The organism is Mycolicibacter minnesotensis (assembly GCF_010731755.1).
GTDB lineage: Bacteria > Actinomycetota > Actinomycetes > Mycobacteriales > Mycobacteriaceae > Mycobacterium > Mycobacterium minnesotense.
The window spans coordinates 311,514-329,216 of sequence record NZ_AP022589.1 but is presented as its reverse complement, the minus strand read 5'-3'; the positions used below and the strand labels follow the sequence as shown (position 1 = coordinate 329,216).

At 67.1% G+C, this 17,703-nt stretch carries 20 protein-coding genes; 16 read left to right on the top strand and 4 right to left on the bottom strand.

Translation table 11 applies throughout. From position 1 onward, the window contains the following. Positions 1-3: 3 nt before the first annotated feature. A complete protein-coding gene (locus G6N09_RS01675; protein ID WP_308214797.1) occupies positions 4-834 on the top strand; it encodes a [protein-PII] uridylyltransferase family protein in 831 nt (276 codons plus the stop codon). Positions 835-1,683: 849 nt separating this feature from the next. On the opposite strand, the gene G6N09_RS01670 is transcribed toward G6N09_RS01675, so the two are convergent. After that, positions 1,684-2,871, bottom strand: coding sequence for a PPE family protein (locus G6N09_RS01670; RefSeq protein WP_109558862.1), 1,188 nt, complete (start codon positions 2,869-2,871; stop codon positions 1,684-1,686). A 36-nt stretch (positions 2,872-2,907) separates the two neighbouring features. Continuing rightward, positions 2,908-3,750, bottom strand: coding sequence for a PE family protein (locus G6N09_RS01665; RefSeq protein ID WP_083024157.1), 843 nt, complete (start codon positions 3,748-3,750; stop codon positions 2,908-2,910). A 358-nt stretch (positions 3,751-4,108) separates the two neighbouring features. Here G6N09_RS01665 and ffh point away from each other — a divergent pair, with 358 nt between their 5' ends. Together ffh and G6N09_RS01655 are read left to right on the top strand one after the other, a co-directional pair. Beyond that, complete coding sequence (gene ffh, locus G6N09_RS01660; RefSeq protein ID WP_083024154.1) at positions 4,109-5,668, top strand: signal recognition particle protein; 1,560 nt, start codon at positions 4,109-4,111, stop codon at positions 5,666-5,668. Positions 5,669-5,676: 8 nt separating this feature from the next. Beyond that, positions 5,677-6,750 carry a metal-dependent hydrolase family protein gene (locus G6N09_RS01655; RefSeq protein WP_083024531.1) on the top strand — a complete coding sequence of 358 codons (1,074 nt, stop codon included), beginning with the start codon at positions 5,677-5,679 and terminating at the stop codon, positions 6,748-6,750. An 81-nt stretch (positions 6,751-6,831) separates the two neighbouring features. Here G6N09_RS01655 and G6N09_RS01650 read toward each other — a convergent pair whose 3' ends face one another. Further along, positions 6,832-7,701, bottom strand: a complete 870-nt coding sequence (locus G6N09_RS01650; protein ID WP_083024151.1) for a D-alanyl-D-alanine carboxypeptidase family protein — start codon at positions 7,699-7,701, stop codon at positions 6,832-6,834. Positions 7,702-7,738: 37 nt separating this feature from the next. On the opposite strand from G6N09_RS01650, the gene G6N09_RS01645 reads away from it, so the two are divergent. The 5 genes from G6N09_RS01645 to trmD all read left to right on the top strand — a co-directional run bounded on the left by G6N09_RS01645 (position 7,739) and on the right by trmD (position 10,290). Further along, positions 7,739-8,158, top strand: coding sequence for a nuclear transport factor 2 family protein (locus G6N09_RS01645; protein WP_083024150.1), 420 nt, complete (start codon positions 7,739-7,741; stop codon positions 8,156-8,158). A 156-nt stretch (positions 8,159-8,314) separates the two neighbouring features. Further along, a complete protein-coding gene (rpsP, locus tag G6N09_RS01640) occupies positions 8,315-8,809 on the top strand; it encodes a 30S ribosomal protein S16 (protein WP_083024148.1) in 495 nt (164 codons plus the stop codon). A gap of 8 nt (positions 8,810-8,817) precedes the next feature. Beyond that, positions 8,818-9,060: an RNA-binding protein gene (locus G6N09_RS01635; RefSeq protein ID WP_083024146.1), complete on the top strand. Its 243-nt coding sequence runs from the start codon at positions 8,818-8,820 to the stop codon at positions 9,058-9,060. An 11-nt stretch (positions 9,061-9,071) separates the two neighbouring features. Then, the gene (gene rimM, locus G6N09_RS01630) at positions 9,072-9,593 is read left to right on the top strand and encodes a ribosome maturation factor RimM (protein ID WP_083024143.1); all 522 of its coding nucleotides are present in this window, start codon (positions 9,072-9,074) and stop codon (positions 9,591-9,593) included. Positions 9,594-9,600: 7 nt separating this feature from the next. After that, positions 9,601-10,290: a tRNA (guanosine(37)-N1)-methyltransferase TrmD gene (gene trmD, locus G6N09_RS01625; protein ID WP_083024141.1), complete on the top strand. Its 690-nt coding sequence runs from the start codon at positions 9,601-9,603 to the stop codon at positions 10,288-10,290. A 34-nt stretch (positions 10,291-10,324) separates the two neighbouring features. Here the strand turns inward: trmD and G6N09_RS01620 are convergent, their stop codons facing one another. After that, complete coding sequence (locus G6N09_RS01620) at positions 10,325-11,221, bottom strand: serine hydrolase (protein WP_083024139.1); 897 nt, start codon at positions 11,219-11,221, stop codon at positions 10,325-10,327. A gap of 393 nt (positions 11,222-11,614) precedes the next feature. Between G6N09_RS01620 and rplS the strand changes: the two genes are divergently transcribed. From rplS to dprA, 8 genes are all read left to right on the top strand, one after another. After that, a complete protein-coding gene (gene rplS, locus G6N09_RS01615) occupies positions 11,615-11,956 on the top strand; it encodes a 50S ribosomal protein L19 (RefSeq protein ID WP_046188543.1) in 342 nt (113 codons plus the stop codon). Between the two features lie 94 nt (positions 11,957-12,050). Then, positions 12,051-12,857: a signal peptidase I gene (gene lepB / locus G6N09_RS01610; RefSeq protein WP_083024138.1), complete on the top strand. Its 807-nt coding sequence runs from the start codon at positions 12,051-12,053 to the stop codon at positions 12,855-12,857. Between the two features lie 2 nt (positions 12,858-12,859). Beyond that, positions 12,860-13,564, top strand: coding sequence for a ribonuclease HII (locus G6N09_RS01605; RefSeq protein WP_083024135.1), 705 nt, complete (start codon positions 12,860-12,862; stop codon positions 13,562-13,564). Next, positions 13,561-13,866 carry a DUF2469 domain-containing protein gene (locus G6N09_RS01600; protein WP_012393608.1) on the top strand — a complete coding sequence of 102 codons (306 nt, stop codon included), beginning with the start codon at positions 13,561-13,563 and terminating at the stop codon, positions 13,864-13,866. The genes G6N09_RS01605 and G6N09_RS01600 overlap by 4 nt, the downstream gene beginning before the upstream one ends. Before the next feature lie 39 nt (positions 13,867-13,905). Continuing rightward, positions 13,906-14,568 (top strand): GNAT family N-acetyltransferase, encoded by a 663-nt coding sequence (locus G6N09_RS01595; protein WP_083024133.1) that lies wholly within the window; start codon positions 13,906-13,908, stop codon positions 14,566-14,568. A gap of 118 nt (positions 14,569-14,686) precedes the next feature. Further along, on the top strand, positions 14,687-15,055 hold the full coding sequence (locus G6N09_RS01590) for a YraN family protein (RefSeq protein WP_179959863.1): 369 nt from the start codon (positions 14,687-14,689) through the stop codon (positions 15,053-15,055). Then, a complete protein-coding gene (locus G6N09_RS01585; protein ID WP_083024129.1) occupies positions 15,056-16,567 on the top strand; it encodes a YifB family Mg chelatase-like AAA ATPase in 1,512 nt (503 codons plus the stop codon). It begins immediately after the preceding gene. Beyond that, complete coding sequence (gene dprA, locus G6N09_RS01580) at positions 16,564-17,694, top strand: DNA-processing protein DprA (RefSeq protein ID WP_083024127.1); 1,131 nt, start codon at positions 16,564-16,566, stop codon at positions 17,692-17,694. The genes G6N09_RS01585 and dprA overlap by 4 nt, the downstream gene beginning before the upstream one ends. Positions 17,695-17,703 lie beyond the last annotated feature (9 nt).

Below are 17,703 nucleotides of genomic sequence, written 5' to 3'. Positions count from 1 at the left end.
CAGGTGCACGAGTCGTGGCTGGTCACCAAGGCTAGAGAGATCGGGGCGGTGGCCGGCAGCGGCTTCGCGGTCATCGCCACCGGCTCTCTTGGCCGCCGCGAACTGCTACCGCACTCGGACCTGGATCTGCTTCTCCTGCATGACGACATGCCTGGAGATGCAGTCGGTGTGATGGCGGAAGCACTGTGGTATCCGCTGTGGGACGCCAACGTTCGTCTCGATCACAGCGTGCGGACCATTCCGCAGGCGCTCGAGGTCGCGGGCTCCGATATCCTCGCGGGCCTGGCCATGCTGGACGCGCGTCACATCGCCGGCGATGAGCAGCTTTCAGCGCGGCTCATCGCCGGCGTCCAGCAGCAATGGCGCCACGGCATCGGCTCCCGCTACGAAGAACTTCTCGACATCACCCATTCCCGATGGCACCGCAGCGGGGAGATCGCCTCCAGCGCCGAGCCCGACCTGAAATGCGGCCGCGGCGGGCTCCGCGATGTTCAGCTGCTCGATGCGCTTGCCGTCGCAGATGTCGCCGGCCGTTCTAATGTGCGGCGGCTACACGATCGCAGGACTTCGCTACGGAGCGCCTATCGCACCGTGCTGGACGTTCGTACCGAACTTCACCGGGCCTGCGGTCGCGGTCACGACGTACTCTCGGCCCAATACGCCGACGAGATCAGTGGCGCATTGGGGCTGGACGACAGGCACGATCTGGCGGCCCGGCTCTTCGATGCGGCTCAGCGGATCAGCCAATGCGTCGACGCCGCACTCAACAACTTGCCGTATCGCCGGATGTCAGACAACTTGCCGTATCGCCGGATGTCAGCGGCGCGGGCGTAAGCCCCCGGAATTCTCCCTGCTTTCCGCGCGCTGATGTAGTCGCGCCTCCCGCGTTGCCGTTCTCGGCACCTTCCCCGGGGTCTTTCGCGCCGTGTGGAGCACATGGGTTCGCGTAGCAACCTGTCCTGATAATCGCGGGCGCGTATTGGCGACTGGCTCTCCATTTTCCTGAGACGGTATTTATCTGGGCATATCGCGACGATCCCGATCTACCGTGCGATTGAGAAATCCAGACGATGTATCGCGCGGGCTTTTCAGCGTGCGGATTGTCGGCCGACTAGACGGCTCCGGGTAGGCAGAGCGCGGTACCCGACGACGAGCTACCGGCGACTGCAGGAAGCCGGCCTCGGGCACAGCGGCGCCCGCCTGGGGCGGCCGTGAGCTCTTTGTTGCATGGCCCTGCAGCGGCTTGTCTTCGCCCGGCCAGTTACCTCCCAAGCTTCAGGTAGATCCCAGAAAGGGGTCGTACGTTGTGTGAGCAGGGGGAAACATAACCGAAACATGACGAAACATAGCGAAACGTAGGGATGGCGATGGTGATGACACAGTTCGGCAGGATGACGGCCGCGTTGTTGGGCACGGTAGGGGTGGCCCTGACTGTTCAGCTCACCGGCGCCGAGATGGCCGGCATCGCGGCGGCGGCGCCTGTTCCGGTAGGCGGCGTAGCGTCGGCGCCGGGCGTGGCACCCGTTAAGCCGGAGGCCTGCATCATCGGCCTCAACTGTGGATGCATTCGTGGCCGCACGTGCCCCGGCGACCGTCGCAGAAATGCAGTACGCCCCCCTGAGGTCCGGCTCGACGGGGCTCCCGTCGTCGCCGGCGACCCTCAGGAGGGCGCACCGAATTTTGTTACACCACCACCTGTTTCGGCATTACCGTAGGACGGAAACCGTAGCGCGGGCCGCCGGAGCCGCCGGAGCGTCCTGCGCCCGCTCCCACCGGCGCCATTCCGGCGGCCGGCGCGGCACCCATGCCCGTCGCCTCTTCCGCGGCCACGGTCCAACCAGAACCCGTCGACGCTGCGAGCTGAGCGCCCGCCGCAGACGACCAGCCGGCCGGTACCGACATGCCACCCATCGTTGCGGACTGACCGAGTCCGGCCAGTACCGGTGTCCCGGCGGAGGCCAGAGCTCCTACCGGTTGTGTCATACCGGCCAGGACGCCGGAGCCCAGGCCGGCCGCAAGGCCGTCGACGCCGGTGACGTCGGATGCCAGGGCCGCAGCGGGGGCCAGGGCCAGGGTGTGGCCCAGCGATACCGCTGTCGGGATGGCGGTGCAGACGAACCAGGCCGCGGTGTTCACGCCGCCGTTGATGATATTGGCGAACAGGGGAGTGCCCATAAACAGGTCGGCCGCATTCACCAGGCCGCCCGTTGCGTCGGCCGCCCCCGCAAAGGGCGAGGAGAGCCCCGACAGGACGCCCTGCAGCGATCCGAGAGTGTGAGTCAACTCCTGCTGAACCCCACCGCTGGCAGAGCCGGCAGTGGCGAGCGCCGCGCCGGCCAGGTTGCTGGTCTGGGGTGCCGGAGCCACCGGGGTCAGCGCCGAGGCGCTGGAGGATGCGGTGGTGTAGCCGAGCATGGCCATGGTGTCCTGCGCCCACATCTCCAGATAGTGGGCTTCGGTGGCCAGAATCGCCGGGGTGTTGATGCCCAGGAAGTTCGTCGCGACGAGGGCGGCCAGTTGTGCCCGGTTCGCGGCGATCACCGGCGGAGGCACGACGGACGCGCGGGCGGCTTCGAACGCTCCCGCTGAGGCCATCGCCTGGGCGCTGGCCTGGAAGGCAGCCGTCGCAGTGGTCTGCAACCAGGTCAGATAGGGCTCGACGGCGCTGACCATCGCTGCCGACGCAGGACCGGTCCAGTCTGCGCCGACCAGCTCGGCGATCACCAGTTGGGCCGATGCCGCCGATGTCTCCAGCTCAGCGGCCAGGCTGCTCCAGGCTCCCGCAGCCGACATCATGGGTGCAGAACCTGCTCCGGTGTACATCCAGGTCGAGACGACCTCCGGGGGTAACGCTCCGAAATCAAAAGACATATACGTAATCCCATTCTCGTCGGTGGGGCAGGTTTGCTAAACGGCCTTGGGCTTGGGCATGACGGTGTGCTTGACGCCGTAGCGCGGGGCGCCGAACCTTCCGGCCGCGTGGCCGGCTCCGGCGGCGGCCATGGCTGCCGGCACGGCCCCCATGGCGGGCATGCCAGACATGCCGTGCGGGGCAACCACGCTGCTCGCCGCTGCTGCTGCGGCCAAACGGCCGGGCCCCGCAGCGTTGGTGGCTGCCGAGGCTGCCGCGGTCTCAGCGGCCCAGGCGGGCGGCGCAGACAGGGCGCCGACGGTGGTGGCCTGCGCCATGCCGGCCGCCACGGGCATTGCGCCAATCGGGGTGTACACGGGTGCTTCGTACCCCACGAGGCCCGCGGCGCCTTCGGCGGCGATCTCCTCCGGGAAGTCGAGCAGACCACCACCGGCCAGCCCCAGGATTGCCGAACCTGCCGAGGCCCAGTTGCCCAAGCCGATATTGGCGAGGTTGGCCCCGTTGCTCGACAAAATGGAGCTGCTGCCCGAAGTCGGAACACCGAGCAAGGTGTGCAAGATCCAGTCCATTACCGAGTCGGCCTGGGCGGTGGCCTGGTTGGTGGCCTCGGCAGTGTTGTAAGCACTGGCGTTGAGGCCGAGCACCTGGACCAGCTGCTGGTGCACGGCGGCGGCCTGCTCGCTGATCGACTGGTAAAGCGTCCCGTAAGTCGTGAACACCCCGGCCTGCAGTGCCGACACCGGGTCCAAACCGGCGGGGGCAATAACAGTGGTCGGGATCGCTGCGGCACCATTCTCAGTAGCCAGCGCTTCACCGATACCTGCCAATTGCCCTGCGGCGTTGGTCATGGCTTCGGGGAGAGCCTTAACAAATGACATGCGTCCTCCTCGCAAGTGGCCGGTCCCGTCATTGGTTATCCGGCGTGCTGGCTTCGATGGGCAAAGCCTGGCAGAAACATGAGCCCACACCGTGGTTGGTAACAATTACTTAGCGGTTGGGTGTGAATCCTTAACGGATGTGCATTCACTGTGAATGGTCCGAAACAACCGATTAACGGTAGGGAATTGCTGCATTAACTGTGCAATTGATCTAACGTGGCCGTTACAATTGGCTGTCGAGAAGGTGCCCTGCCAGGCTGTCCTGGGGTGGTCCGGTGTCCGGGGTCCGCGAACCCGATGCCGTGTCGTGTCACGTCGGCCTGCCCGCGGGTTGGGTGGCCGCATATAGGCTGGCGACGTGTTTGAATCGCTCTCCGACCGGTTGACCGGGGCCCTGCAGGGGCTGCGCAGTAAGGGTCGTCTCACCGACGCCGACATCGACGCCACCGCCCGGGAGATCCGGCTGGCCCTGCTGGAGGCCGACGTATCGCTACCGGTGGTGCGGGCGTTCATCGGACGGATCAAGGACCGAGCCAAAGGTGCCGAGGTCTCCGGGGCGCTCAACCCGGCCCAGCAGGTCGTCAAGATCGTCAACGAGGAACTTGTCGGCATCCTCGGTGGGCAGACCCGCCAGCTGGTGTTCGCCAAGACCCCGCCGACGGTCGTCATGCTCGCCGGTCTGCAGGGGGCGGGAAAGACCACGCTGGCCGGGAAACTGGCCACCTGGCTGCGCGGCCAGGGGCACACACCGCTGCTGGTGGCATGTGACCTGCAACGCCCTGGCGCGGTCAATCAGCTCCAGGTCGTCGGTGAGCGTGCTGGAGTGGCTGTGTTCGCCCCGCATCCGGGCACTTCCGTCGCCGGCGGCACGGATGCCCCCGGCGACCCGGTTGCCGTGGCCGCTGCTGGTCTGGCCGAAGCGAAGGCCAAGCACTTCGATGTCGTCGTCGTCGACACCGCCGGGCGTCTGGGTATCGACGAGGAGATGATGGCCCAGGCTGCCGCCATCCGCGACGCGGTCCAGCCCGACGAGGTGCTGTTCGTCCTGGACGCCATGATCGGTCAGGACGCCGTCACCACCGCCGATGCGTTCCGCGAAGGTGTGGGCTTCACCGGCGTCGTGCTGACCAAGCTGGACGGCGACGCCCGCGGTGGCGCGGCGCTGTCGGTGCGGGAAGTCACCGGCGCGCCCATCCTGTTCGCGTCCACCGGTGAGAAGTTGGAAGACTTCGATGTCTTCCATCCCGATCGGATGGCCGGCCGAATCCTGGGCATGGGTGATGTTCTCAGCCTTATCGAGCAGGCCGAGCAGGTCTTCGACGCCCGCAAGGCAGAGGAAGCAGCGGCCAAGATCGGTTCCGGCGAGCTCACTTTGGAGGACTTCCTCGAGCAGATGCTGGCGATCCGCAAGATGGGTCCGATCGGCAACCTGTTGGGAATGTTGCCCGGTGCCGGTCAGATGAAGGACGCGCTGGCGGCCGTCGACGACAGTCAGCTGGATCGCCTGCAGGCCATCATTCGGGGTATGACGCCGGCAGAGCGCGCCGACCCGAAGATCATCAACGCCTCCCGGCGGCTGCGCATCGCCAACGGTTCGGGCGTGAGCGTTTCGGAAGTCAATCAGCTCGTCGACCGGTTCTTCGAGGCCCGAAAGATGATGTCGTCGATGATGGGCGGCCTGGGCTTGCCGGGGCTGGGCCGCAAGAGCGCCAGCCGTAAGCCGAAGGGCAAATCCGGCAAGAAGGGCAAGGGCCGCGGCCCGACACCGCCGAAGGTGCGGGGCCTGTTCGGGCCCGGTGGTCCCGGGATGCCGGCCGGATTTCCCGATCTGTCACAGCTGCCCGAGGGCCTCAACGAACTGCCGCCCGGGCTTGCCGACTTCGACCTGTCCAAGCTGAATTTCCCCGGACAGAAGTAATTTTGGCGCTGCACGGCCCCCTTCATCTGCAAGGCCGCTCACTGCCTGACGAAGAGGCGGTGGAGTTCTGGATCGTCGACGGCACCCTCAGCATCGAGCCCGTCGACGGTGCTGAGACCGTGTTCTCCGGCGGTTGGATACTTCCAGGCCTGGTCGACGCGCACTGCCACGTCGGGATCGGGCCTGGCGGCCCGGTCTCCAGCGACGAGGCGGTGCGCCAGGCCGAGACCGAACGCAGGGCCGGAGTGCTGTTGATTCGCGACGCGGGCTCGCCGGTGGACACCCGAGAGTTCGACAACCGTGTCGAGCTGCCCCGCATCATCCGCGCCGGGCGGCATCTGGCCCGTACCAAGCGCTACATCCCCGGGTTGCCGGTCAACGTCGATGACGAGGCGTCGCTTCCCGAAGCTGTTGCCCAGCAAGCGGTTCGCGGCGATGGCTGGGTCAAGCTGGTGGGGGATTGGATCGATCGCAGTGTCGGTGACCTGGCGCCGTTGTGGTCCGATGAAGTGCTGAAGGTCGCCATCGACACCGCTCATGCCCACGGTGCCAGGGTGACCGCGCACGTCTTCGGCGAGGATGCACTGCCTGGTCTGATCAACGCCGGCATCGACTGCATCGAGCACGGCACCGGCATCACCGACGACATCATCGAGCTGATGCTGGCCAATGGCACGTCCTTGGTGCCGACTCTGATCAACATCGACAATTTCCCCGGCATCGCCGACTCGGCCGCCAAGTACCCGACCTACGCCGCACACATGCGCGCCCTGCATGCCAGCTGCCGATCACGGATCGGCGCCGCTCGAGAGGCCGGGGTGCCGATCTATGCCGGCACCGACGCCGGGGGCATGGTGGCCCACGGCCGCATCGCCGACGAGGTCCAGGCACTGACCGGGGTCGGCCTCAGTGCGACCGAAGCGCTGGGTGCAGCCTGTTGGGATGCCCGACGCTGGTTGGGTGCACCGGCGCTGGAGCAGGGCGCCCCGGCCGACGCGGTGTGTTTCGCCGACGACCCGCGCGGCGGCCCGGAGGTGCTCGGGCGTCCCGACCTGGTGATTCTGCGCGGCCGCGTGTACTGAGGGGAATCAGCGCCGAACGTGCACACAGCGCGATATTTCCGGCGATTTTTCGTGCTGATTACACGTTCGGTGATGCTCGGCCTACAGGCTGCCTACGCTCGACATCGGCCCCTGCGCAAAACCCCAGTCCAACAGTGCGCTCGCCTGGTCCCAGTACGTCGGCCCACCCTCGTGGATGAGGCCGTACATCATCGCGACCACCAGTCGTCGGCCATCGCGTGCGGCCCCACCGACGTAGGTCTTGCGGGCCGCATCGGTGAAGCCGGTCTTTCCGCCGAAGGCCCCCGGATAGCGCGCCAGCAGCTCGTTCATGTTCACGATTGGACGTTCGCCGGAATCGGTCGGGAACGCCGCCGACGGTTGTGCGGTGATCGCGGCGAAGACCGGATTGGCCATGGCCGCCCGGAAGATCGCGGCCAGGTCGTGTGGCGTACTCGCGCCGGGGCCACCCGGGCCGTCCAATCCCGACGGGGTGCTGGCATGGGTATCGGTGGCGCCCACCGCGGCGGCCTTGGCGTTCATCTTCTCCACGGCCACCGCGGGCCCGCCGAGCATGTCCGCCAGGGCGTTGGCCGCGTCGTTACCCGACACCAGCAACAGGCCTTCCAGCAGCTGACGCGCGGTATAGCTGTGGCCGGGCTTGACCCCGACGCAGTTGCACTCCACCTGGGTGTCGGCGGCCGTGGCGACCGTGGTGTCGTCCAGGCTGAGCTCATCGAGGGCCACCAATGCCAGCAGGACTTTGATCGTGCTGGCCGGGGGTGTGGCCGCGTAACCGTTCTGCTCGGCCAGAATCTGCCCGGAATCCAGGTCGGCGATCAGCCAGTTCGGGGCGGGGCCAGCCGGTATAGGTGCCGAGCCGACCGGTTGCGCGGCATCGGCGTAGGCGGTCAGGGCCGGAGCGGCGAACACGGTCGCCAGAGCCGCGATTGCGGCCAAGATTTTCCGCATGGCGGCTTACCTTACCGGCGTGGTGTTGAATCGAGTAATGCTGAGCCAACAAGAGATTTCGGACCGTTGGGAGATCCAGCAACTGCTGGTCGACTACTCGACCGCGATCGACACCCGCGACTTCGACGGTCTGGATGCCGTCTTCACCGCGGACGCCTACATCGACTACCGCGCCATGGGTGGCATCGACGGCCGCTTCCCTCAGGTCAAGGCCTGGTTGGCTGAGGTGCTGCCGAATTTCCCGAGTTACGCCCACATGCTGGGCCTTCCGTCGATTCGGGTGGATGGCGACAGCGCCACCGCGCGCACTTTCTGCTTCAACCCGATGGTATTCGGCGGTGAGACGCCGGCCACCATGCTGTTGGGTCTGTGGTACGACGACGAGTTCGTCCGTACCGCCCAGGGTTGGCGGATGAGCCGGCGTTGCGAGATCAAGTGCTTCGAGAAGCTGCCTTGAGCCGATTTCTGCTGACCGGTCCGGTTCTGGCACAATAGGCGGCTGTCCGCCGCGCGACTACGGCTGCGCGGCCGCGGCGCAACACGCGAGGCAAAACCGGATGGGGCAAATCCGCCCCGGTCGCTGAATTGCAGCGTGCTACCCCAGGAGTGATTCATGGCTGTCAAGATCAAGCTCACCCGCCTCGGCAAGATCCGCAACCCGCAGTACCGCATTGCGATCGCCGACGCCCGCAGCCGCCGGGACGGCCGTTCCATCGAGGTCATCGGCCGCTACCACCCGAAGGAAGAGCCCAGCCTGATCGAGATCGACTCGGAGCGCGCCCAGTACTGGCTGTCGGTCGGTGCCCAGCCCACCGAGCCGGTGCTCAAGCTGCTGAAGATCACCGGTGACTGGCAGAAGTTCAAGGGCCTGCCCGGTGCTGAGGGTCGCCTGAAGGTCAAGCCGGCCAAGCCGAGCAAGCTGGAGCTGTTCAACGCCGCGCTGGCCGAGGCCGAGGGTGGTCCGACCGCCGAGGCCACCACCGCCAAGAAGAAGAAGGCGCCGGCAAAGAAGGCTGAGCAGGCGGCCGACAAGGCTGAGGCACCCGCCGAGGAAGCCGCTGCCGAGGCTCCCGCTGCTGAGGCCGCCGAGCCGGCCACCGAGAGCTGATCGCGGCCATGAGTGCAGTGGTGGCGGACGCCGTCGAGCACTTGGTGCGCGGCATCGTCGACAATCCCGATGATGTACGGGTGGACATGGTGACCAATCGTCGTGGCCGCACTGTCGAGGTGCACGTACATCCCGAGGATCTGGGCAAGGTGATCGGTCGGGGTGGTCGCACCGCCACTGCGTTGCGCACCCTCGTCGCCGGTATCGGCGGACGTGGAATCCGCGTGGACGTGGTGGACACCGACCGGTAGTTGAGCGGCTCATGGAGCTGACGGTCGGGCGTGTGGTCAAAGCCCATGGCATCGGCGGCGAGCTCGTCGTCGATGTCCGGACCGACGATCCCGAACTCCGGTTCGCCCGGGGCGCCACGCTGCACGCCCGTAAATCCGGCGTGCCGCAGCGCGACTACGTCATCGAGGCGGCGCGCCCGCACGGTGCGCGTCTGCTGGTGCGGCTCGTCGGTGTCGGTGATCGTGACGGCGCCGACGCGCTGCGCGGCAGTCTGTTCGTGGTCGATTCCGCAGATCTGCCGCCGATCGCCGAGCCAGACACCTACTACGACCATCAGCTCGAGGGCCTCGCAGTGCGCAGCACGGCGGGGGAGCCGATGGGCACGGTCACTGAGGTGTTGCACACCGCAGCCGGGGAATTGCTCGCGATCAAGCGAACCGATGGGCGAGAACTGTTGGTGCCTTTCATCGCCGCATTCGTGCCGTCGGTGTCGCTGGCCGACGGTGCTGTGGTGATCGACCCGCCTGAGGGTCTGCTCGATCTGGAGGGATAGGCGTCGCGTGAGAGTTGATGTCCTGACGATCTTTCCGGCCTACCTGGACCCGATCAGGCAGTCCCTGCCTGGCAAGGCGATAGAGACCGGGCTTGTCGAACTGGGTGTTCACGATCTGCGGAGTTGGACCCACGACGTGCATCGCTCGGTGGACGACACGCCGTATGGCGGCGGACCCGGAATGGTGATGAAGGCGCCGGTGTGGGGCGAAGCGCTCGATGAAATCTGTTCGGAGAAAACAGTTCTCATAGTTCCGACCCCGGCCGGAACGCTCTTCGACCAGGCCACAGCGCAACGCTGGAGTCACGAGGAACACCTGGTGTTCGCCTGCGGTCGCTATGAGGGGATCGACCAGCGCGTGGCCGACGATGCCGCGCGCCGCATGCGGGTCGAGGAGGTGTCGATCGGCGACTATGTGCTGGCCGGCGGTGAGCCCGCGGTCTTGGTGATGTTGGAGGCTGTGCTGCGGCTGATGCCCGGTGTGCTCGGCAACCCGGCATCGCAGCGCGACGACTCGCATTCGCCGGATCGCGAAGGACTGCTGGAGGGTCCGAGCTACACCCGACCGCCAAGCTGGCGCGGATTGGATGTGCCCGAGGTGCTGCTCTCCGGTGACCATGCCCGGATCAACGCCTGGCGCCACCAGGCTGCTCTGGAGCGGACCCGCGAACGTCGCCCGGATCTGCTGGGGGAGTAGCTGAGGCGGCTTAGCCGGCGGTAGAAAACGCCGCCTAGATCCGCCCGCCGGGGAAGATGGTCTTGACGGCCTCGGTGATCGTGTCGCGCGCGGTCGCTTCGTCGCTGGGCTGCAGGGACTCGATCACCACGATGTAGCGACGATCCGCCCCGACCACTCCGGTCGACAGGTGCATCCAGTTGTTGCCGATGCAGCACATCCAGCCCTGCTTGACCGCTACCGGCTCGTCATAGAGGCCCTCAGGCAGTCCGAACCGCTGTGGGTAGCCGTCGAGACCGTTCGGGGTGGACTGTGCGAGGTTGTTCACGATCATGGCGGCTTGCGCTGGTGGCAGGCCGCCGGAGCCGTTGAGCAGCATGTCGTAGTAGCGCGCCAGGTCCGGCGTCGTGCTGATCGTGTTCCACCAGGCCCCGTTCGACGGTGGCGAGGTGTTGGCCAGGCCATAGCGGGATGCCACCCGGGTGATGATCGCGTTACGCCCGTTTTGGTTCCAGAAGGTTTCGGCGGCACCGTCGTCCGACGAACGCAGCATGGAATCCAGGGCGGCCTTGTCGTCAGCGGAGAGTCCGCCTTCCGGCTGCCGCAGCAACAGGTCGTCGGCGATGAACAATTTGACCACCGAGGCGGTGGCGATCGGCCGGGTGTTGCCGTTGGTGACCAGCTGGTGTGAGATCCGGTCCAGGACGGCCACCGAGATGTTGGCACCTACCTTGGCGGCATCGTCGGTGGCTTCCTGCATGCGCGTCGCGAGCCCGTCGACCACCGCGGCCGGTTGGATCGCCGGCGCCCGGGGAACCTCGATGGTGGTGGCCACCGGCGCCACCTCGGGCGCATGGTTGGGCATCGGTCGCACCGAATCGGCTCCATAGACCTTCTCGTCGCAGCCGAACACCACGGTGGAGATCACCATCACGATGGTCAGCAGAAGCATCGATGGCCGCACGGCGGGTGGCCTCCTCAACAGTTGTCAGTTGCGTGATCGCACCGAACTAGGGGTTACGGGCTCGCCACACTGCAGCCATCGGCCCGCGGCATAGGTTACCGCGTGGGCGCTCAGATCGCGCAGTTCGGACTGTCCAGAATTATCACGGAGAGGGCGCCTCTCGCAGAACGACCAGCGGCGATTTGCACGATTTCACTGGTTGCGCCGCGTCTGGCACAATTGAGCAGTTGTCGCCCGGCAGTTGACTCTGCAGCGGGGGCCTGGCGTCCCGGTCCTCACAGCGCGACAACGTGCCCGAACCCATCGGCTCGGTTACCGACCGCACGCGTATTCCGCGTCCGGACGGCCCGCAGCCGCGACTCGCGAGGAAGTGTTTCCGCAATGAACACGCTGGACATCGTCGACAAGGCGTCGCTGCGCGACGACATCCCGGCCTTCGCCCCCGGCGACACGGTCAACGTGCACGTGAAGGTCATCGAGGGCTCCAAGGAGCGCATCCAGGTGTTCAAGGGTGTGGTCATCCGGCGACAGGGCAGTGGCGTCCGCGAGACGTTCACCGTCCGCAAGGAGAGCTACGGCGTCGGCGTGGAGCGGACCTTCCCGGTGCACTCGCCGAACGTCGACCACATCGACGTCCTGGTTCGCGGTGACGTGCGACGCGCCAAGCTGTACTACCTGCGTGAGCTGCGCGGCAAGAAGGCCAAGATCAAGGAAAAGCGCTGAGCTTGCCCTCGGCGGCCCCGCTCCTGTGGGGCTACGGCCGCCAGGGTCTTCGGGCGGTCTCGGGTAACTCCGACGCGGTCATTACGCTGATCCCGTGACCGAATCCACGGGCTCATCGCCCGAGAGTGCCTCCGAGACGGCCGAGCCAGTCGAGGACGGTAAGCACAGCACCCTCCGCGAGTCGGTCGTGCTGGTAACGATCGCGTTGGTGCTGTATTACCTGATGCTGACCTTTGTCGCGCGTCCCTACCTGATTCCGTCGGAGTCGATGGAGCCGACGCTGCACGGATGCCACGGTTGTGTCGGTGACCGGATCATGGTCGACAAGGTCACTTACCGGTTCACTACGCCGCAGCCCGGCGACGTCGTCGTCTTCCGCGGCCCCCCGTCGTGGAACGTGGGCTACAAGTCGATCCGGTCTACCAACACGCCGGTGCGCTGGGTGCAGAATGCGCTGTCATTCATCGGATTCGTGCCGCCCGACGAGAACGATCTGGTCAAGCGGGTCATCGCAGTGGGTGGTCAGACGGTCCAGTGCCGCAACGACACCGGCCTGACTGTCGACGGCAAACGGCTGCATGAGCCATACCTGAACCCGGCCACGCTGATGGTGGATCCGATGGTCTATCCCTGCCTGGGCAACGAGTTCGGTCCGGTGACCGTGCCCGAGAGCCGGTTGTGGGTGATGGGTGACAACCGCACCCATTCTTCAGACTCGCGCGCTCACTGCGACTCGGTGCAGGTCCAGCCCGACCTGGCCCACCGGATCCTGTGTACCGGAGACGACCTGGACGCCGGCACCGTGCCGGTGGCCAACGTGATCGGCAAGACCCGGTTCATCGCCTGGCCACCGTCGCGCTGGGGGCTGGTGAGAGCGATAAACCCGCAGCAGGGCCCGTAGCCATGGCCCCGGCTTGGCCGCCGCGCACGGTGATCCGCCGCTCACCGGGGCTGCGCACTTTGGAGTCGGCGCTCTACCGCAGCGGGCTGGGCCCGGTCGCCGGAGTGGACGAGGTGGGCCGCGGCGCCTGTGCTGGACCCTTGGTAGTGGCCGCCTGCGTGCTCGGGCCGGGAAGACCCGCCGCCCTGGCGGTGCTCGACGACTCCAAGAAGCTCACCGAGAAGGCCCGCGAGCAGCTGTTCCCGCTGATCCGCAGGTACGCGCTGGCTTACCATGTGGTGTTCATCGAGCCTGCTGATGTCGATGTGCGCGGGGTGCACGCCGCCAACATCGAGGGCATGCGGCGTGCGGTCGCCGGGTTGGCAGTGCGGCCGGGCTACGTGCTCTCCGACGGCTTCCGGGTGCCGGGCCTGCCGATGCCGTCGCTCCCGGTGATCGGCGGTGACGGGGCAGCCGCCTGTATCGCCGCGGCCAGCGTGCTGGCCAAGGTCTGTCGTGACCGCTACATGGCAACCCTGGATGATCCCGGCTACGGCTTCGCGGTGCACAAGGGCTACTCCACTGCGGCGCACACCGCAGCTTTGGCGGAGTTGGGACCGAGCAGCCAACATCGCTACTCGTTTATCAACGTGCGCAACGTCGCACGGGCGATGGCGGGCGCGACGACAATGGGGACGAACCGAGCAGAAGGACAGCTGAGCCGATGAGTGCCGAGGATCTCGAGAAGTACGAAACCGAGATGGAACTCTCGCTGTACCGCGAATACAAGGACATCGTGGGGCAGTTCAGTTACGTCGTGGAGACCGAACGGCGCTTCTACCTGGCCAACAGCGTCGAGATGGTGCCCCGCAACGCCGACGGTGAGGTGTATTTCGAGCTGCGGCTGGCCGACGCCTGGGTGTGGGACATGTACCGGCCGGCCCGGTTCGTCAAGCAGGTGCGGGTAGTCACCTTCAAAGACGTCAACATCGAAGAGGTAGAGAAGCCCGAGCTGCGGCTGCCGGAGTAGACATCGCGGCGGCGCCGGCTTCGGTCTAGGCTGACTCCCATGACCGCTGTCGACCGTGCCGTCACCCGCCGTGAAATCACAGATGCCCTGCTCAAGGCCATGGAACGCCGTCATGAGGTGCTCGACGTTATCGTCGATTCCGACGACCGTGACTCGGCCGTGCACGCGATCGCCGAGCTGCTCAGCGTCTCGCCGCTGGGCTGCGAAGCGGTGATCGGGATGTCGTTGGGTCAGCTGACCAAAGATTCCCGGAGCCGGATTGCCGACGAGCTCGAAGACCTCAACAACGAGCTGACCTTCATCCTCGGTGACCGGCCGGCCAGTTCAGGAGAGTCGTTGGCGCTTCGACTGTTCTCCGGTGAGCAAGACCGCGACATTCTGGCCGATCGGACCGTGGATGTCGGTGCTAGTGCTGACGGGACCGGCCGGCCCGCCGGTGATCTCGGTGACGAGATCAGTTCAGCGCTGGCCCGCGTGGATGACGAGGACGCCGCCTTGTTCGTCGCCATCGACGGTGGGCAGAAGGTGGGGATGGTCTTCGGTGACCTCAACCACGGCGAGGTGAACGTGCGGATCTGGATTCACCCCGATCACCGCAAGAAGGGGTACGGCACCGCGGCTTTGCGGCGCGCGCGGGCTGAGATGGCGGCCTACTTTCCTGGCGTGCCGTTGATCGTTCGGGCGCCGGGGGTGCACGGCTGATCTTGCCGGTCTTGGCGGCTGTGGACGAAGCCGCGGTTGGGGATAACTCAACGCCCGCCACACGTTTTCGGTCTGGCTGGGCTGCACTCTGTCGGAGTTGCCACCGACCCTGACGGGCATGACAACCATGACCCGCTCCGAGCTGGGAGCGCTCGGAGAACAACTGGCCGTCGACCATCTGATGGCGCAGGGCTGGGCCATTCTGGCCCGGAACTGGCGTTGCCGGTACGGCGAACTGGACGTGATCGTCGCCGACCCCGTGGCGCGCACGGTGGTCTTCGTCGAGGTAAAGGCCCGCAGCGGAGACGGTTTTGGCGGGCTGGCGTATGCGGTACCACCCGAGAAGGTGCGCAGGTTGCGTCGGCTGGCGGGCGCGTGGCTGGGCGGCCAGCAGGCCCACTGGGACGAGATCCGGCTCGACGTGATCACGGTGCGGATCGGCCGGCGCCGCGCCCCGGAGATCACTCACCTGCAGGGGGTGGGCTGAATGGCACTGGGGCGGGCATTCTCGGTGGCAGTGCGCGGTCTCGACGGCTTGATCGTGGAGATCGAGGCGGACATCTCCTCGGGACTGCCCGGCGTGCATCTGGTGGGGCTACCCGATGCCGCGCTTCACGAGTCACGCGATCGCGTCCGGGCAGCGATCACCAACAGCGGTCAACGGTGGCCGGCGGCCAGGCTGACCCTGGCACTGTCGCCGGCGACCCTGCCGAAGATGGGTTCGGTGTACGACATAGCCTTGGCCGCCGCGGTGCTCTCCGCGGATCGAAAGGCGCCGTGGCCGCGGTTGGCCAACACCGTGTTGCTCGGTGAGCTGGCACTCGACGGGCGGGTGCGGCCAGTACACGGAGTGCTGCCCGCCGTGCTTGCCGCCAAGAACGCGGGCTGGAGGGCAGCCGTGGTCCCAGTGGACAACCTCGCCGAAGCCAGCCTTGTGGACGGTATCGAGGTCTACGGCGTGGCCACGTTGGGTCAGTTGTACGGCTGGATGACAGGCTCGGACCGCCTCCAGGGTCGGGTCACCACCGCGGCTCCGGTGGCCGATCGGGTTGCGGACCTGGCCGACGTGGTCGGTCAGGCCCAAGCCCGGTTCGCCGTCGAGGTGGCCGCTGCCGGTTCACATCATTTGATGCTGACCGGACCTCCCGGAATAGGCAAAACCATGCTGGCCCAAAGGCTTCCCGGACTGCTGCCGCCTTTGACCGAAGCCGAGTCACTCGAGGTCACCGCTATCCATTCGGTGGCCGGACTGCTGTCGGGCAGCGCGCCGCTGATCACCCGGCCGCCTTTCATCGCGCCGCATCACAGCGCGAGTGTGGCGGCGCTGGTGGGTGGCGGCTCGGGAATGGCGCGCCCCGGCGCCGTGAGCCGCGCGCACCGCGGCGTGCTGTTCCTCGACGAGTGTGCCGAGATCCGGGTCAGCGCATTGGAAGCGCTGCGAACACCGCTGGAGGACGGTGAGATCCGGCTGGCCCGCCGCGACGGCGTGGCCTGCTATCCGGCCCGATTCCAATTGGTGATGGCGGCCAACCCCTGCCCTTGTGCACCCGCGGACCCCAGGGACTGCACCTGCAAGTCGATCGAGAAGCGGCGTTACCTCGGCCGGCTGTCGGGCCCCCTGCTGGACCGGGTGGACCTGCGGGTGGAGATGCACCCGGTGCGGGCCGGCGCGTTCTCGGCCATCGACGGTGAGCCCACCGCCGCGGTGCGGGCGCGGGTAGCCAGCGCACGTGCCGCTGCGGCCCAACGCTGGGAACCGCATGGTTTCCACACCAACGCCGAAGTCAGCGGGGCGCTGCTGCGCCGCAGGTTTCGGCTCGGTTCCGCAGCAATGGCTCCGCTGCGTAGGGCGCTGGACCGCGGTCTGTTGTCCATTCGGGGTGCCAACCGCACCCTGCGGGTTGCGTGGACACTGAGTGATCTCGCCGGCCGGAGCTCGCCCGGGCTGGACGAGGTGTCCGCAGCCCTGAGCTTCCGCCAACCAGGTGCGTCCCGATGAGCGTCGCAGACACCACGATGCTGGCGTGGGCCTACCTGTCGCGCGTTGCCGAGCCGCCGAGCCGCGAACTCGCCGCACTGGTCGGGCAGGTCGGGCCGGTGGAAGCCGCGGAGCGGATTCGTCGTGGTGCCGTTGGCTCCGAACTGGCCCGGCACACCGAAGCCCGGCGAGATATCGATGTGTCCGCCGCCGATCTGCGGCTGCTGGCAAGCCGTGGTGGCCGGCTGATCACATCCGACGATCCGGAGTGGCCCGTGCTGGCGTTCGCCGCTTTCGGTGGCGCTGGCGCCTCCCGACCGGACTGCCGGCCGCCCCTGGTGCTCTGGGCACTGGGCCCGGCACATCTGGACGAGGTCGCCGAACGGGCCACCGCGATTGTCGGTACCCGCGCTGCGACCAGCTACGGGGAGCTGGTGGCCGCGGACCTGTCCGGCGGTCTGGCCGAACACGACGTGGCAGTGGTGTCCGGAGGAGCCTACGGAATTGACGGCGTGGCGCACCGGGCCGCGCTTGCCGCCGCCGGCATAACGGTGGCCGTGCTCGCCGGCGGAATCGACATCGCCTACCCAGCAGGCCATTCGGCGCTGCTGCACCGTATCGGCACCCACGGATTGCTGGTCACCGAATACCCGCCCGGGGTCCGCCCGGCCCGGTATCGCTTCTTGACCCGCAATCGGCTGGTGGCGGCGCTGGCAGGGGCGACGGTGGTGGTGGAGGCCGGACTGCGCAGCGGAGCGGCCAACACCGCCGCATGGGCGCGGCTGTTGGGCAGGCCAGTGGCCGCGGTTCCGGGTCCGGTCACGAGTGCGGCCTCAGCCGGGTGCCATGTGTTGCTGCGCGGGGGTGCGGAACTGGTGACCCGGGCCGACGAGGTGATCGAGCTGGTGGGCCGCGTCGGGGAGCTGGCGCAAGACCCGCCACGGCCGGTCACCCCATTGGACGGACTCAGCGTCGCTGAACGTCAGGTCTATGAAGCACTGCCCGGCCGCGGCGTGCTCACCGTCGATCAGATCGCCGTCGCATCCGGGCTGGCCCCCGCGCAGGTGTTCGGCCCACTGGCACTGCTGGAGGTGGCAGGGCTGGCCGAGCGGCGCGACGGTTCTTGGCGGATCACTCGGGCCCGCTAGTTCATTCAT

Coding starts and splice junctions, on each gene's coding strand:
- G6N09_RS01670 (WP_109558862.1), bottom strand. CDS start 2,871: ATGTCTTTTGATTTCGGAGCGTTACCCCCGGAGGTCGTCTCGACCTGG.
- G6N09_RS01665 (WP_083024157.1), bottom strand. CDS start 3,750: ATGTCATTTGTTAAGGCTCTCCCCGAAGCCATGACCAACGCCGCAGGG.
- G6N09_RS01650 (WP_083024151.1), bottom strand. CDS start 7,701: ATGCGGAAAATCTTGGCCGCAATCGCGGCTCTGGCGACCGTGTTCGCC.
- G6N09_RS01645 (WP_083024150.1), top strand. CDS start 7,739: ATGCTGAGCCAACAAGAGATTTCGGACCGTTGGGAGATCCAGCAACTG.
- rpsP (WP_083024148.1), top strand. CDS start 8,315: ATGGCTGTCAAGATCAAGCTCACCCGCCTCGGCAAGATCCGCAACCCG.
- G6N09_RS01635 (WP_083024146.1), top strand. CDS start 8,818: ATGAGTGCAGTGGTGGCGGACGCCGTCGAGCACTTGGTGCGCGGCATC.
- rimM (WP_083024143.1), top strand. CDS start 9,072: ATGGAGCTGACGGTCGGGCGTGTGGTCAAAGCCCATGGCATCGGCGGC.
- G6N09_RS01620 (WP_083024139.1), bottom strand. CDS start 11,221: ATGCTTCTGCTGACCATCGTGATGGTGATCTCCACCGTGGTGTTCGGC.
- rplS (WP_046188543.1), top strand. CDS start 11,615: ATGAACACGCTGGACATCGTCGACAAGGCGTCGCTGCGCGACGACATC.
- G6N09_RS01605 (WP_083024135.1), top strand. CDS start 12,860: ATGGCCCCGGCTTGGCCGCCGCGCACGGTGATCCGCCGCTCACCGGGG.
- G6N09_RS01600 (WP_012393608.1), top strand. CDS start 13,561: ATGAGTGCCGAGGATCTCGAGAAGTACGAAACCGAGATGGAACTCTCG.
- G6N09_RS01595 (WP_083024133.1), top strand. CDS start 13,906: ATGACCGCTGTCGACCGTGCCGTCACCCGCCGTGAAATCACAGATGCC.
- G6N09_RS01590 (WP_179959863.1), top strand. CDS start 14,687: ATGACAACCATGACCCGCTCCGAGCTGGGAGCGCTCGGAGAACAACTG.
- G6N09_RS01585 (WP_083024129.1), top strand. CDS start 15,056: ATGGCACTGGGGCGGGCATTCTCGGTGGCAGTGCGCGGTCTCGACGGC.
- dprA (WP_083024127.1), top strand. CDS start 16,564: ATGAGCGTCGCAGACACCACGATGCTGGCGTGGGCCTACCTGTCGCGC.